At 69.1% G+C, this 14,185-nt stretch carries 12 protein-coding genes; 8 read left to right on the top strand and 4 right to left on the bottom strand.

The features are described 5' to 3' along the window. The first annotated feature begins 31 nt into the window (after positions 1-31). The 3 genes from ICG51_RS11815 (at position 32) to ICG51_RS11805 (ending at position 1,565) form a co-directional block, all read left to right on the top strand. The gene (locus tag ICG51_RS11815; protein ID WP_190280546.1) at positions 32-217 is read left to right on the top strand and encodes a hypothetical protein; all 186 of its coding nucleotides are present in this window, start codon (positions 32-34) and stop codon (positions 215-217) included. Positions 218-256: 39 nt separating this feature from the next. Next, positions 257-1,201 (top strand): peptidylprolyl isomerase, encoded by a 945-nt coding sequence (locus ICG51_RS11810; protein ID WP_223809443.1) that lies wholly within the window; start codon positions 257-259, stop codon positions 1,199-1,201. A 70-nt stretch (positions 1,202-1,271) separates the two neighbouring features. Further along, positions 1,272-1,565 (top strand): hypothetical protein, encoded by a 294-nt coding sequence (locus tag ICG51_RS11805; RefSeq protein WP_190280544.1) that lies wholly within the window; start codon positions 1,272-1,274, stop codon positions 1,563-1,565. An 83-nt stretch (positions 1,566-1,648) separates the two neighbouring features. Here the strand turns inward: ICG51_RS11805 and ICG51_RS11800 are convergent, their stop codons facing one another. The 3 genes from ICG51_RS11800 to ICG51_RS11790 form a co-directional block, all read right to left on the bottom strand. Next, positions 1,649-4,174, bottom strand: a complete 2,526-nt coding sequence (locus ICG51_RS11800) for a TonB-dependent receptor (RefSeq protein WP_190280543.1) — start codon at positions 4,172-4,174, stop codon at positions 1,649-1,651. Positions 4,175-4,258: 84 nt separating this feature from the next. Further along, on the bottom strand, positions 4,259-6,304 hold the full coding sequence (locus ICG51_RS11795) for a tetratricopeptide repeat-containing sulfotransferase family protein (protein ID WP_190280542.1): 2,046 nt from the start codon (positions 6,302-6,304) through the stop codon (positions 4,259-4,261). Between the two features lie 40 nt (positions 6,305-6,344). Beyond that, positions 6,345-6,698 carry a GFA family protein gene (locus ICG51_RS11790; RefSeq protein ID WP_190280541.1) on the bottom strand — a complete coding sequence of 118 codons (354 nt, stop codon included), beginning with the start codon at positions 6,696-6,698 and terminating at the stop codon, positions 6,345-6,347. Positions 6,699-6,855: 157 nt separating this feature from the next. Here ICG51_RS11790 and ICG51_RS11785 point away from each other — a divergent pair, with 157 nt between their 5' ends. The 3 genes from ICG51_RS11785 to ICG51_RS11775 all read left to right on the top strand — a co-directional run bounded on the left by ICG51_RS11785 (position 6,856) and on the right by ICG51_RS11775 (position 10,559). Next, entirely contained in the window at positions 6,856-8,994 is a 2,139-nt protein-coding gene (locus ICG51_RS11785) for a M1 family metallopeptidase (RefSeq protein WP_223809442.1), read from the top strand. Positions 8,995-9,003: 9 nt separating this feature from the next. After that, positions 9,004-9,894 carry a hypothetical protein gene (locus ICG51_RS11780; RefSeq protein WP_190280539.1) on the top strand — a complete coding sequence of 297 codons (891 nt, stop codon included), beginning with the start codon at positions 9,004-9,006 and terminating at the stop codon, positions 9,892-9,894. 203 nt (positions 9,895-10,097) lie between these two features. Beyond that, the gene (locus ICG51_RS11775; RefSeq protein ID WP_190282467.1) at positions 10,098-10,559 is read left to right on the top strand and encodes a response regulator; all 462 of its coding nucleotides are present in this window, start codon (positions 10,098-10,100) and stop codon (positions 10,557-10,559) included. 87 nt (positions 10,560-10,646) lie between these two features. Here ICG51_RS11775 and ICG51_RS11770 read toward each other — a convergent pair whose 3' ends face one another. Continuing rightward, positions 10,647-11,330 carry a glycine zipper 2TM domain-containing protein gene (locus tag ICG51_RS11770; protein ID WP_190280538.1) on the bottom strand — a complete coding sequence of 228 codons (684 nt, stop codon included), beginning with the start codon at positions 11,328-11,330 and terminating at the stop codon, positions 10,647-10,649. Between the two features lie 303 nt (positions 11,331-11,633). On the opposite strand from ICG51_RS11770, the gene ICG51_RS11765 reads away from it, so the two are divergent. Then, complete coding sequence (locus tag ICG51_RS11765; protein WP_190280537.1) at positions 11,634-11,807, top strand: hypothetical protein; 174 nt, start codon at positions 11,634-11,636, stop codon at positions 11,805-11,807. Positions 11,808-12,080: 273 nt separating this feature from the next. Continuing rightward, positions 12,081-14,129, top strand: a complete 2,049-nt coding sequence (gene fusA, locus ICG51_RS11760) for an elongation factor G (RefSeq protein WP_190280536.1) — start codon at positions 12,081-12,083, stop codon at positions 14,127-14,129. Positions 14,130-14,185 lie beyond the last annotated feature (56 nt).

The following is a 14,185-nucleotide window of genomic DNA, read 5'->3' as shown; positions in this document are numbered from 1 at the left end:
CAGTCTCGACCTTCCCGGCTGGAGAACGGTCATGCCCCGCGGCGATAAATCGGCCTACACCGACAAGCAGAAGCGCCAGGCGGCGCACATCGAAAGCAGCGAACGCAAGGAAGGCCGCTCGCAGGAAGACGCCGAGCGCATCGCCTGGGCCACGGTCAACAAGCAGGACGGCGGCGGCAAGCAGTCCGGCAGCGGCCGCAAGGACACGAAGCACTAGCCGGCTGGCTGCGGCACCCTCGGCGCGCGGCGGCTATGCTTGCCGCTTTCGCCGAGGATGACCGCCATGCGCCACGCCCTGCTCGCCTTCGCCGTAGCCGCCCTCATCGCGGCGCCCGCCGTTGCGGCGGACGGTGCCCAGCCACCCAAGCGCAAGTCGGCGCAGGACATCATCGACGCCGCCCCGGCCAGCGCCTGGCGCGACCTGGATCCGGCCAACACCCTGTACATGGAACTGCCGACCGGGCGGGTGGTGATCGAGCTGGCGCCGGGCTTCGCGCCCGCGCATGTGGCGAACATCAGGACGATGGCCCAGGGCGGCTTCTGGGATGGGCTGACCATCTACCGCTCGCAGGACAACTTCGTGGTCCAGTTCGGCGATCCCGACGGCGAGGAGGCCGGCAAGGCCAAGCCCTACCCGACCGGCACCCGCACCCACCTGCCCGCGGAATTCACCCGCAGCGACAAGGGCGTGCGCTTCGACCGCCTGCCCGACGTCGACGGCTGGGCGCCGCAGGTCGGCTTCGTTGACGGCATGCCGGCCGCGCGCGACCCGAAGACCGGCAGGCTGTGGATGGCGCACTGCTATGGCGTTCTCGGCGCCGGCCGCAACAGCGCGCCCGACAGCAGCATCGGCGCCGAACTCTATGTCGTCATCGGCCAGGCCCCGCGCGCGCTGGACCACCAGCTGACCGTGGTGGGCCGGGTGGTCAAGGGCATGGAGCTGCTCAGCGTGATCCCGCGCGGACCGGCGCCGATGGGCTTCTACGAGAAGCCCGAACAGCGCGCGCCGATCCTGTCGATCAAGCTGGCCAGCGAGGTGCCCGAGGCGCAGCGCACCCCGCTGCAGCTGCTGCGCACCGACAGCCAGGCGTTCATCGATGCCACCGAGGCGCGCCGCAACCGGGTGGACGACTTCTACACCCAGCCGGCCGGCCACATCGACCTGTGCAACGTCAGCCTGCCGGTGCGCCCGGCGCCGTGAGCGGCGCCATCACCCGGCGTTCGCCTGCCTCCCCCTAGCCTGCGCTTTCCTTCCCCCGGAAACCGACACCATGCCCATGATGCGCATCCGCCTGACCGGCAGCGAGGACGATGTCCGCGCGATCACCAACCTGCTGCAGAGCCTGGACGGCATCGAGCACGTCGAGGAAATCGATGACCTGATGCCGCACATGGACGACGCCGATTCCAGTTCGGCAGGCCTGAGCGACGTCGAGGGCCCGGATACCCACGAACTGGAAATCGACGCGCCCAACGCCGCGACCGCGCAGAAGGTCCGGCAGACGGTGGAGGCGCTGGCGTTCGATCTCGACGTGGTGGCGGAATTCGAAGAGGACGAAGGCTGAGGCACGCACCGGGGAATGCCCCGGGGACGCAAAAGGAAAAGGCGGCCGAGGCCGCCTTTTCCATTCCAGCCGGTGGCCCTGAATCAGAACTCCCTGCTGACCCGCACCCCGAACGTGCGCGGCTGCGCGATCACCGTGTACGGCTCGTTGCCGCAGGTCAGCGCGGCGCACTGGGCGAACCGGCTCATCTGCGCGCGCTCGTCGAAGGCGTTCTTCAGGAACAGGTCCACCGACCAGCTGTCCCTGCGCCAGCCCGCCGACAGATCGACCAGCGTGTAGCCATCGAGCTGGCCCAGCAGGGCGGTTTCCGCCGTGCGCATGTCCACCCGCCGCTTGCCCGCATGCGACAGCGAGGCCTGCCAGTACGCTTCACCCGAGCCCATCTCGAAGCTGTAGCGGGCGCTCAGCGCGCCCTTGAAGCGCGGGGTCACCGGCAACGAAGTGCCTGCCGCGGCCTGCGGGCCGTCGACGACGTTGCCGTTCGGATCCTCCGTGCCCGACGGGCACACGGTTTCCGGCTTGCCGTCCGGCTTCAGCCAACCGCAGTAGTTCTCGGTCAGCTTGGCGTCATACCAGGCGAAGCTGCCGGTGAACTGCAGGTTGTACGTGGCCGCCCAGCTCAGGTCCAGCTCCATGCCATCGATCCGCGCCTGGTTGGCGTTGCGGATCTCGGTCAGGCCGTTCTGGCCAAGATAAGAGAACTGGAAGTCCTTCCAGTTCTCGCGGAACACCGCGCCGTTGAAGATCAGCGTGCCGTCCGCCCACGAGGTCTTCCAGCCGGCCTCGTAGTTGGTCAGGAAATCGGAGACGTACGGCGGCAGCGTGCCGCGACGGTTGATGCCGCCGGGCCGGTAGCCCTGCGACCAGGTCGCGTACACCAGCTTCTTGTCGTCGATCTTCCAGGTGGCATTGAGCCGGTAGGTGGCGTCGTTCTCCTTGACCTGCTTGTCCACCACCTTGCATGGGGCGCCGTCGTACGGCTCCCAGTTGGAGGGCGCGCCGTACTGCGCCAGGCAGCCGGCCTCACCGTAGCGGTCGGCCGGATCCAGGCTGCTGCCCGAGGAATAGCCGTTGGCGAAACCGAAGTAGCCCTTCAGCCCGTTCTCGGCCCGGAACCAGCGGCCACCCGCCGTCAGTTCGAGCTTGTCGGTGGCATCGAAGCTGACCTGGCCGAACACCGCCTGGTCGCGGTCGCGGCGGTCCTGCTGGGTCAGCCAGATCGTCTCCGGCCAACCGCTGACCGACAGGTCGCTAGCCAAGCCGTCGACGCGGTAGCGCTGTTCGATGTCGTGGCTCTGCTGCTGCCAGAACACGCCTGCCACCATCCGCACGCGGTTGTCCTGCGGCGAGGCGATGCGCAGCTCGTGGCTGGTGCGCTTGTAACCGTCCTTGGCATCGATGTGCTGGGCCGGGTTGATCAGGTCGCCGTTGTCGTCATAGAAGTAGGCGCCATAACCGGCCAGTGCGTCGTACCAGTAGCCGTAGTCGCTGTAGTCGGACGCGGAGTCGACGTCGCGCTTGAGGTGCGAGAACACATAGGTCAGGTCGAAGTTGCCGATCTTGCCTTCCACCGTCATCGCCGCCTGGTACCAGCGGTCGTCCGAGAACTCGGGATAGAAGTGCTTGACCGCCATCTCGCCGCTGGACGCGTCGTAACCGGCGTCGGCGCTGCCCACCAGCGGGTCGATGCCGGCGCTGCCGTAGGCCTTCTGCTTCTGCGCGATGACGTGCGGGGTGATGGTCCAGCGGTCGTTGATGTCGAAGCGCAACGCCGCGCGCATGCCAACGGTGTCGGCGGTGTTGTAGTTCTTTTCGGCCAGGTCGGCGTTGTCGTCGACGATGCCCGAGGTCGGGTAGGTGCGGGTGCCGTACAGGTTGTCCACGTAGCCGGCGTCATGCTTCTGCCAGCCCACCAGGCGCACCGCCGCGGTGTTCTCCTTGATCGGCAGGTTGACGAAGCCTTCCAGCACGTGGCCGATGCCGCCGCCGTCGATGGCATTGACCTCCATCGCGGCGCCGGCCGAGAACCCGGACGGATCGGGTTTGCGGGTGATGATGCGCACCGTGCCCGACTGCGAGCTGGCACCGTACAACGTGCCCTGCGGACCGGCCAGGGCCTCGACCCGGTCGATGTCGTACATGTGGATGTCGAGCGCACCCTGGATGGTGGTGATCGGCTGCTCGTCCAGGTACATGCCCACGCTGGGCTGGGAACCGGAATGGTTGCCGTCGCCGCCGCTGGCCACGCCGCGCATGTACACCTGCACGAAGCCCGGCCCGGAGAACACGCCACCGCCGGCGGTACCGTAGCTCAGGCTGGGGATCATCTTGGCGTAATCGGCGAACGAGGCGACGTTCTGCTGCTCGAGCTGCTGGTTGCCCAGCACCTGCAGGCTGATCGGCACCTTCTGCAGGTTCTCCTCGCGCTTCTGCGCGGTCACCGTGACGGTATCGAGGGTGCGCGCCTCGCGGTCCTTCTGCGGCGGTGCGGCCTCCTGCGCCCATGCCGGCGCGGCGAACGCCAGCGCCACCGCGGCGGCCAGCGGGATCCTGCGGAAACTCCTGTGTGTGTCGCCCTTGCGTTGGCGACAGCGTCTGCTTGCTTGCATCGTGGACTCCCCTCCAGTTGTGGCAATCGAATTGTTGTTGTGCGGTTCCGCGCCCCCCCTGGCCGCTCGACCGATGACGCACCCTCAGCGCCGGGCCGGCAATTCCTCCGCCGGCGGCACGGCCGGATAACGGGCCAGTACCGGCCCCAGCGCTTCTTCCAGCGGGCCCAGCCACGGCGCGAAATGCCGCCACTGGTCCAGCCCGTCGCGGTAGATCGGCCGGCGCACCTGTTCGGAACTGGCGGTGCGGACCGCCCGCTCGTTCTCGAAGAAGCGCAGGCAGCGGTCGTCGAACTCCAGCCCGCAGTAGTCCAGCAGCGCGCGCACCTGTGTTTCGGTGTCGGCCACCATGTCCTCGTAGATGACGCGGTGCACACGGCCCGGCAGCACCTCGTCGAAGTGCGCCATCAGCGCCACGTAGTCGGCGTAGTAGTGGCCCATGTCCGCCAGACCGTAGCTGAAGGCCTGGCCGCGGGCGAAATGCTGCTTGAAGTTGGAGAAGCAGCAGGCCAGCGGATGGCGGCGCGCGTCGATGATCTTCGCGTTCGGCAGGATCGCCCGGATCAGGCCGACGTGGGCGAAGTTGTTCGGCATCTTGTCGATGAACAGCGGCCGTCCCTCGCGCCGGTGCGGCTGCGCCCGGCGCAGGTAGTCCCGGCCCAGCGCTTCCAGCTCGGCCCGATCCAGACCGGCCAGCACGTCGTGGTAGGACGTGGTCTCCGGGTTGCCGTCGCGCTGGCGCAGCTCGCGGGTGATCGCGATCAGCGCCGGCAGCTCCATCGTGCCTTCCACCTGCGGGTGGCTGGAGAGGATCTGCTCGATCAGGGTGGAGCCGGCGCGCGGCATGCCGACCACGAAGATCGGATCCGGGGCCGTGCAGCCCGCGCCTTCGCGCTCGGCGAAGAAGTCGCGGGTATAGGTGCGGATGGCGCGGCGGGTGCGCTCGCGCCCCAGCGCGGCGTCATAGGGCAGCTGGCTGCGCCGCAGCGCGTTGCCGCGGGCGTAGTGGCCGAACGCCTCGCCGTGGTCGCCGGCGTCTTCCAGCGCCTTGCCGAGCGCGAACTCGAAATGCAGACGGGCGTCGTCGTCGAGGTCATCGCGGCGCAGCTGCGCGCGCATCGCCTCGATGTCTGCGGCATCGAAGCGCACCGTCTTGAGGTTGGCCAGGCTCCACCATGCGCCGCCGAAGCCGGGGTTCAGCGCAATCGCGCGACGGTACGCGGCCACCGCGTCGGCGCTGCGGTTGGCGGTCTTGAGCGCATGGCCATAGCCCAGCCAGACCTGCCACTGCCCCGGCGCGCGCGCCAGCACGGCTTCGTAGGTGGCGATCGCGCCGTCGAAGTCGCCCAGCTTGCCCAGCACCACCGCGCGCATGTTGCGCAGCGACTGGTTACCGGGATCGCGCTCCAACAGGCGATCGATCTCGGCCAGGGCCTCGGCGTGGCGGTTGCCGCGGTTGAGCACGGCGGCGTAGTTCTGGCGCGCGGCATCGAACCCAGGCGCGCGCTCCAGCGCATGTTCCAGCAACAGTGCGGCTTCTTCATTGCGACCCAGCCGCACCGCCAGCTCGGCCAGCATCCGCAGCGCCGCCACGTCGCCGGGCTGGCGCGCCAGCCGCGCGCGCAGGCGGGTTTCGGCCTCCGGCAGGTCGCCACGCGCCAGCGCGTCGGCGGCCACCATCAGCGCGGGATCGCGTGCGCTGTGTCGCACATGCTGGAGATAGGCGGCATTGGCGCCGTCCTCGTCGCCGGCGGCGAAGCGCAGGTCGGCCAGCGCCAGCCACGCCCCGGGCAGGGCCGGCTGCAGCGCCACCGCGCGTTCTGCGCAGGCCAGCGCATCTACCCGCCGCCCTGCACCGGCTTGCGCCCGGGCCAGTTCCAGCCAGGTCATGGCCGAACGCGGCTGCGCGCGCGCCAGCCGGTCGAGCCGCCGCTGCGCGGCGTCGAAATCGCCCTGCGCGGCGTCGGCCATGCCCAATACCAGTTCGGCGCCGGGATGCCCGGGCGCGGCCGCCAGCACCTCGCGGGCCTGTTCCGCGGCCAGCGCCGGGTCGGCTGACAGCAGGCGCAAGGCGTGGGCCAGCGCGGCCTCCACGCCGGCGGTCGGGGCCGGCGCGATCAGTGTTTCCATGCCTGCCCCCATGCCATGTCTGCGGCTCGTCGCCCGGCCGTTACCGGCTTGCGCCGTCGTAGGCAAGGACCTTCAGGGCCGCCAGGTCCAGGTCCGGCAGGCAGCGCAGGTTGACCGCGGCCATCGGCGCACCGGTGGCTGGATCGGTGCCGTCGCTGAAGGGCGCCACCCCGCAGGTGGGGCAGAAGTGGTGGCGGATGGCATGGGTATTGAAGGTGTAGGTCGCCATGTCCGCTTCCGGCGTGCGCAGCACCAGCGCGGCGCGCGGGAAGAACGCAAGCAGGCCGCCGCGGCGGCGGCACAGCGAGCAATTGCAGTCGATGGCCGTTTCGATCGGCCCCTCGACCGTGAACGCGATGGCGCCGCAATGGCAGCTGCCCTGGTGGACCGTCATGCCTGCCTCCCGTCGGACGTGACTACCGGCATGTTGCCACGTCCCGGCGCTTCGCACATCGTGGTGACAACTTTGCCCGCATTCCGCCGGAGAACCCATGCCTTGCCACCGGGTATCAGTCGCCCTGTCCATCTTGCTCGCGCTGTCATCGGCTCCCTTGCTGGCCAAGACTCCGGCAGCGGCTGCGCCCCTGTCGCCCGCCACCGCCTGCCCCGCCATCCCGCTGGCCGCAGCCGATGCCAGCGCGGTGCGCGCGCCCAGCGCGGCGGACGCCTGGGGCGGCCCGCGCAGGCCCGATGCCGCCACCCTCTCCGACCGTGTGGTCTCTTACTCCATCGACGCCGAGCTGGATCCCGCCAAGCACACCCTGCGCGGCAAGCAGCAGCTGACCTGGCGCAACCGCAGCGCGCAGCCGGTGTGCAGCGTCTACGTGCACCTGTACCTCAACGCCTTCGAGGGCCCGGGCAGCACCTTCATGACCGAGCAGCGGGCCAGCGAGCAGGGCTTCCGCAGCAACGTCGCCACCAGGGATGGCGAATACGGCTACATCCGCCTGGACAAGGTGGCGCAGGGCGGCCAGCCGGCGAAGTGGACGTTCGTGCAGCCCGACAACGGCCCGAAAACCGACCGCAGCGTGGTCCGCATCGACCTGCCGCAGCCGGTGGCGCCGGGCGCCACCACCACCTTGGACATCGACTTCTTCGACCAGCTGCCGCGGGTGGTGGCACGCACCGGCTACTACGGCAGCTTCCACCTGGTGGCGCAGTGGTTCCCGAAGATCGGCGTGCTGGAACTGCCGGGCGAGCGCGGTGCCACCGCGCCGCGCTGGAACGCCCACGAGTTCCACCTGCACAGCGAGTTCTTCGCTGATTTCGGCAGCTACGACGTGCGCATCACCGTGCCGAAGGACTACACCGTCGGCGCCACCGGCCAGCTCACCGGCAAGCCGGCCGAACGGGGCGGCAAGGTCACCCACCGTTACGTCCAGCACGACGTGCATGACTTCGCCTGGACCGCCGACAAGCGCTATGCCAAGCCGCTGGTGAAGACCTGGAACGGCCCGCTGGGCCCGGTCGAGGTCAAGGTGCTCTACACCCCGGAATACGAAAGCAACGCGGAACCCGTCCTGCAGGCAACCATCGATTCGCTGGACTACTTCTCGAAGACGCTCGGCGCGTACCCGTACAAGACCGCCACCGCGGTGGTGCCGCCCTATGGCGCCGACGAAGCCGGCGGCATGGAATACCCGACCTTCTTCACCGCCGACAGCACCAAGATGGTGGAAGCGGGCAGCATCGGCCGCTGGATGCTGGACTTCGTCACCGTGCACGAGTTCGGCCACGGCTACTTCTACGGGATCCTTGCCTCCAACGAGTTCGAGGAACCGATGCTCGACGAGGGCATGAACGAGTACTGGGACCAGCGGATGATGAGCGCGCGGGGGCAGCACTTGGCGCTGGAGCGCCCGTGGACCCGCTGGTTCAACATCGGCTTCCGCATCCCGCCGTTCCAGATGGAGCGCCTGGGCGCCAGTCTGGCCGACCCGGCGGATCCGCTGGGCCGCAACTCGTGGACGCGCCTGTCCAGCGGCAGCTACGGCACGGTGTACTCGCGCACCGCCACCACCATGCGCCAGATCGAGGCACTGGTCGGCACCCCGGCGATGGAACGCGCGATGAAGCTGTACTACGAGCGCTGGAAGTTCCGCCATCCGTCGCTGGCGGACCTGCGCGACACGCTGGCCGAAGGGACCGGCAAGCCGGCGATCGTCAATGCGGCGTTCGATGCCTACATCTACGGTACCGGCCGCACCGACGACCGGGTGGAAAGCCTGTCCAGCAACGAAGTGCTGCCGCTGCCCGGCTATTACGAGTACCAGGGCCGGCAGGTGCTGGTCGGCAGCAAGGCCATCGACAAGGCGATCGAGAAGCACCGCAAGGCCTGGAAGGACAAGCACCCGGATGCCAAGGCCGGCAAGGGCGCGTTCCCGTACCGCACCGTGGTGGTGGTACGGCGCGACGCGGCCAAGCCGCCACAGGTGCTGCGCATCCGCTTCGCCGACGGCAGCCACCGCGATTTCCCGGTGACCTCGCAGGAAAGCTGGCAGCGCATCGTGGTCACCACGCGGGCCAAGGCCGTCTCCGCCGAGCTGGACCCCGACCACCTGGTGTGGATGGACGCCAACAAGCTCAACGACAGCCGCATGCTCGAAGCACAGCCGGCCGCCTCGCGCCGCTGGTTCGGTGATTTCGCCGCGCTGCTGCAGTCCTTCTTCGCCCTGCTGGCCACCGTCTGAGGCGCCCCGATGAACACGATCAATCGTCCGCTCCGCGCCCGCACCTCCGTCCCGCGTGCCCTCACCGGTGCCCTGCAGTGGCGACTGCTGCTGCTGTGGATTGCCGCCACCCTGCTGTGCGCGCTGGTCGGCGCCCTGCCCGTGTGGAACTGGCTGGCCAGCCTGCTCGACCACGCCGTGCAGGCCCCGGCGATCGCCGAAGGCCGCGCCCCCGGGCTGCTGATGGAGGCGCTGACCGCCCGCACCACGCCGATGGGCATCCTGTCCGGGAGCCTCCTGGCCAGCACCCTGCTGATGCTGCTGCTGTCGCCGCTGCTGGCCGGCGCTACTGTGGCCGCAGCGCGCAGCCGTGCTGCGCTGGGGTTTGGCGACCTGCTGCGCGGGGGCGTCGGCGACTACGGTCCGATGCTGCGCCTGCTGCTGTGGTCGGTGATTCCGCTGGGCGTGGCCGCTGCGATCCTGATGGGCGCGATTGGCTTCAACGAGAAGGCCCACGAGCACGCCATCCTCGCCACCGACGTGGAGCGTGGCCGCAACATCGCGCTGGTCGTCGGCGGCATCCTGCTGCTGCTCGCCCACGCCGGCATCGAAGCCGGCCGCGGTTGGCTGGCCGCCGACGCCCGCCTGCGCTCGGCCTTCAAGGCCTGGTGGCGCGGCACCAGGCTGCTGTGCCGGCGGCCGATCGCGGTGCTGTCGGCCTATGTGCTGCCGACCGTACTGGCGCTCGCGCTGGCGGCCGGATTGCTGGCCCTGCGGCAGCGCGTGGATGCCAGCGACATGACCGGGTTCCTGCTGGCGCTGCTGCTGGGCTGCGCCATGGCCGCTGCGCTGGCCTGGGGCAAGGTGGCGCGCCTGTTCGCCCTGCGCGCGCTGGCCGAGGATGCCCACGCCCGCCGCTGAGCCGGCGGGGTTCACGGTAAGATGGCCCCGGGGCAACCTGGGGAAGCCGGAGCGTGGGATTTTTCGACCTGTTCAAGCGCAACCGCCCGCCGGTGGGCGAGTCGGTCACCCTGCCCGCCAGGCAGGCGCAGGGCGCGACCGACGCGGAACATCCGCCACGGCCGCAGGCCGGTACAGGTGATGGCGAGGGCGGTCACGGCGACGTGCACGAGCGGCGCGAGCGTGAGCGCCGCAATGCCCGCCCCGGCACCCGCATCCTGGTGGTCGACGATTCACCCACGATCGTCGCCCTGCTCAAGCGGATGCTGGTGCAGAACCATTTCGAGGTACTGGTGGCCTACGACGGCGAGAGCGCGCTGGAGATCGCCCGCCGTGAACGTCCCGACCTGATCTTCCTCGACATCGTGCTGCCCGGCATCGACGGGTTCAGCGCGCTGCGCAAACTCCGGCGCGACGAGGCGACCCGCGACGTGCCGATCATCATGATCAGCGGCAATGCACAGGCCACGGAACAGTTCTACGTGCAGCGCATCGGCGCCGACGATTTCATGAAGAAGCCGTTTTCGCGCGCGGAGGTATTCAGCCGCATCGAGCACCTGCTGGACGAACAGGGCGTTCCGCGCCACGCCAGCCGCCGCACCGAGGTCGCTGCGACCACGCGCTGAGGCGCATCCCATCGCCGGCGTAAACGAGGCCGGCGCAAACGAAGAAGGGGCCGCAAGGCCCCTTCTTCATGCGCGCGACCGGGGCGCTTACTGCGGCTCCACCCCGACCAGCACGCGTACACGCTCGCCCGGGTGGTAGTCCATGCGCCGGGTGTAGCGCCGGCCGTTGTACTCGTAGGTCACGTCATAGCCACCGGCACCGCCATCGCGATAACCCGGGCCCGGGTAGCCACTGCGCACCGGCTCGGGATCGCAGACCCGCACGGTGCCGACCTGCCGGCGATTGCGCTGGTTCTGGTCGTAGATCTCGCGCCCGGCCATCCCGCCGAGCATCGAACCCACTGCCGCCGCGGCGTAGGCGCCGCTGCCGCCGCCGACCTTGCTGCCGAGCACCGCGCCGGCGATGCCGCCGACCACCGTGGCGACATTGCGCCCGGTCTCGCTGCCGTAGCCACTGCGGCCGTCGTAACCGCCATAGCGACGGTCGTAGCGGCCATCGTAAGCATCGTAGCGGCCGTCGTCACGATACCCGTCACCATAGCCGCCGGCGGTGGTGGTTTCGTAGCAGCGGCGATCGCTGCCATAGGTCTGGCGGTAGCCGCTGCCACCCAGCACAGGATCGACCCGGATCACCCGCGCATAGTCGTAATAGCGGTCGCCTTCGGCGTAACCGGTGCCGTCATAGCGGCCGTAGCCTGCGGACTGGGCGAAGGCGATATTGCCGCCGGCGGCAAGGCCGAGGGCGAGCAGGCTGGCAAGGAGGCGCTTCATGGCAGGTTCCGGTCGCCGGGAAAGGGAAAGGGCCGGCGCGGCTTGCACATTGCGCAGACATGCTTGACGCGGACCTGAACCGGACCGGCCCGGCTGGATCCGTTTAGCGCCGCGACAGCCGGGAGGCCCGCAGGGCGCATCTCGATGCTGGTTGTGCGGCATGACCAGGCACATCCTGCATCGGCCTGCAGTTGTTCCCCGATTCCACCATCCAGCGTGGTTCCGCATCACGTCGCCGTTCCGGTGGCGGGCGCAAGGTCGACAGTGCCGGGGATGCTCCCGGCGACTCATGGAGAGGACGTGATGAACAACAAGCAGAACCAGCGTCAGGACGGCAACCAGGCCCAGAACCAGAACCAGCGCCAGGACGGCAGCCAGAGCCAGACCCAGCGCACGGAAGGCCGTGGCCAGCAGGAACGCCAGGAAGGCCGCAGCAACCAGGAGCAGCGTCAGGGTGACAGCCAGAGCCGCCGCTGATCGCGCGGAATGGTGCGGCCGGGAAGGCAAGTCCTTCCCGGCCTTTTTTTCGGCCGGAGTAGAGGGCCGCCATACGGGGTGCAACGCCTGACCCGGTTCCGGCCGCATGCGGTCGCCCACGGCTGCGGGATGCTGCAGCGCAAGAGGACAATCGCCACGGCTGCGCTAAGGTGAACGCCCGCCATGACCGCCCGCCGAGCGCCCACCGCTCCGGCGCGAAGCGCGGACAGCCATGACGCCACGTCCATTCGCACGCGAAGGAGGAACGGGCTCATGTCCTATTCGACCCAGCAGATCCGCAACGTGGCCCTGGCGGGCCACCCCGGCGCCGGCAAAACCACCCTTTTCGAAGCCCTGCTGCATGCCGGTGGCGCACTCCAGACGGCAGGCACCGTCGAGCGCGGCAATACCGTGTCCGATTTCGATCCGCTTGAACGCGAACGCGGCCATTCCATCGACGCCGGCATCGCCAGCGTGGAGCGTGGCGGCCTGCACCTGAACCTCATCGACACCCCCGGCTACCCCGATTTCCGCGGACCCGCGCTGGGTGCGCTGGCGGCGGCGGAAACCGTGGCGATCGTGGTCGATGCCGACACCGGCATCGGCCACGGCACCCGCCGGATGATGGAGTACGCGAAGCAACGCGGCCTGTGCCGCGCCATCGTGGTCAACAAGATCGACCATGCCGGCCACGACCTGGGCGCGCTGCTGGATATGCTGCGGGTGGAGTTCGGCCCCGAGGTGCTGCCGCTGAACCTGCCGGCGGGGGACGGCGCCCGCGTGGTCGACTGCTTCGGCAGCCAGCAGGGCGACAGTGACCTGGGCCCGGTGGCGGACTGGCACCAGAAGATCATCGACCAGGTGGTGGAGATCAACGAAACGGTGATGGACCATTACCTCGACGTCGGTGAGGGCGGCCTGTCCGGCGCGGAACTGCACGACGCCTTCGAGCAGTGCCTGCGCGAAGGCCACCTGGTGCCGGTGTGCTTCGTCTCCGCGCGCAGCGGCGTGGGCGTGCCGGAATGGCTGGACATCGCCGAGACACTGTTCCCGCACCCCGGCGAAGCCAATCCACCACCGTTCGTGAAGGGCCATGGCAACGACGCGCGACCGGTGGAGGCGCGTCCCGACCCGGACGCACACGTCATCGCCGACGTGTTCAAGATCGTCAACGATCCCTTCGTCGGCAAGCTGGGCATTTTCCGCGTCTACCAGGGCACCGTGCGCAAGGACATGCAGCTGTTCGTCGACGACGGCCGCAAGCCCTTCAAGGTCGCGCACCTGTTCCGGCTCAGGGGCAAGGACCATATCGAGATCAGCCAGGCCATCCCCGGCGACATCGCCGCGGTGGCGAAGATCGATGAACTGCATTTCGATGCGGTGCTGCACGATTCGCACGACGAGGACCACATCCACTTGGCGCCGATGGCGTTCCCGAAGCCGATGTTCGGGCTGGCGGTGGAGCCGGCCAGCAAGGGCCAGGAACAGAAGCTGGCGACCGCGCTGCACAAGCTGGCCGAAGAGGATCCGGCATTCGCGGTCGAGCACAACGAAGAGACCAACGAAACGGTGATCCGCGGCCTGTCCGACCTGCACCTGCGGATCATGCTGCGCCGGCTGAAAGACAAGTACGGGGTGGAGGTCAGCACCCATCCGCCGCGTATCGCCTACCGCGAAACCATCAGCGGCAGGGCCGAGGGCCACCACCGGCACAAGAAGCAGACCGGCGGCGCCGGCCAGTTCGGCGAGGTGTTCCTGCGCATCGAGCCGCTGCCGCGCGGCGGCGGCTTCGAGTTCGTGGACGAGGTGAAGGGCGGCACCATCCCCGGGCAGTTCCTGCCGGCCGTGGAAAAAGGCGTGCGGCAGGTGCTGGCTGGCGGCGCGGTGGCCGGCTTTCCCATCCAGGACGTGCGGGTGGTGGTCTATGACGGCAAGCACCATCCGGTGGACAGCAAGGAAGTCGCCTTCATCGCCGCCGGCAAGCGCGCCTTCCTCGATGCCATCGGCAAGGCGCAGCCACAGGTGCTGGAACCGATCGTCGAGCTCGAAGTCAGCGCACCCGAACAGCACATGGGCGATGTCAGCGGCGGGCTGGCGTCCAAGCGTGCCCGCATCAGCGGCACCGACGCCCTGCGCAGCGGCGAGATCGTCGTGCGCGCCCAGGTGCCGCTGTCGGAATTGGAGGGCTATGCCGCGGAGCTGAAATCCGCCACCGCCGGGCGCGGCCGCTACGCGCTGGATTTCAGCCATTACGAACCGGTGCCGGCCCAGGTGCAGAAGAAGCTGGCGGAGGCGTACAAACCCCGCCACGACGAGGATTGAGCAGCCCGTCCCGGCCGGGTTCACGGATGCGCGCTATCGTGTGCGCATCCGATTAC

Source organism: Thermomonas sp. XSG, from assembly GCF_014678725.1.
Classification (GTDB): Bacteria; Pseudomonadota; Gammaproteobacteria; order Xanthomonadales; family Xanthomonadaceae; genus Thermomonas.
Note: the sequence above shows the minus strand (reverse complement) of the source record. Positions and strands in the feature narration are given on the sequence as shown.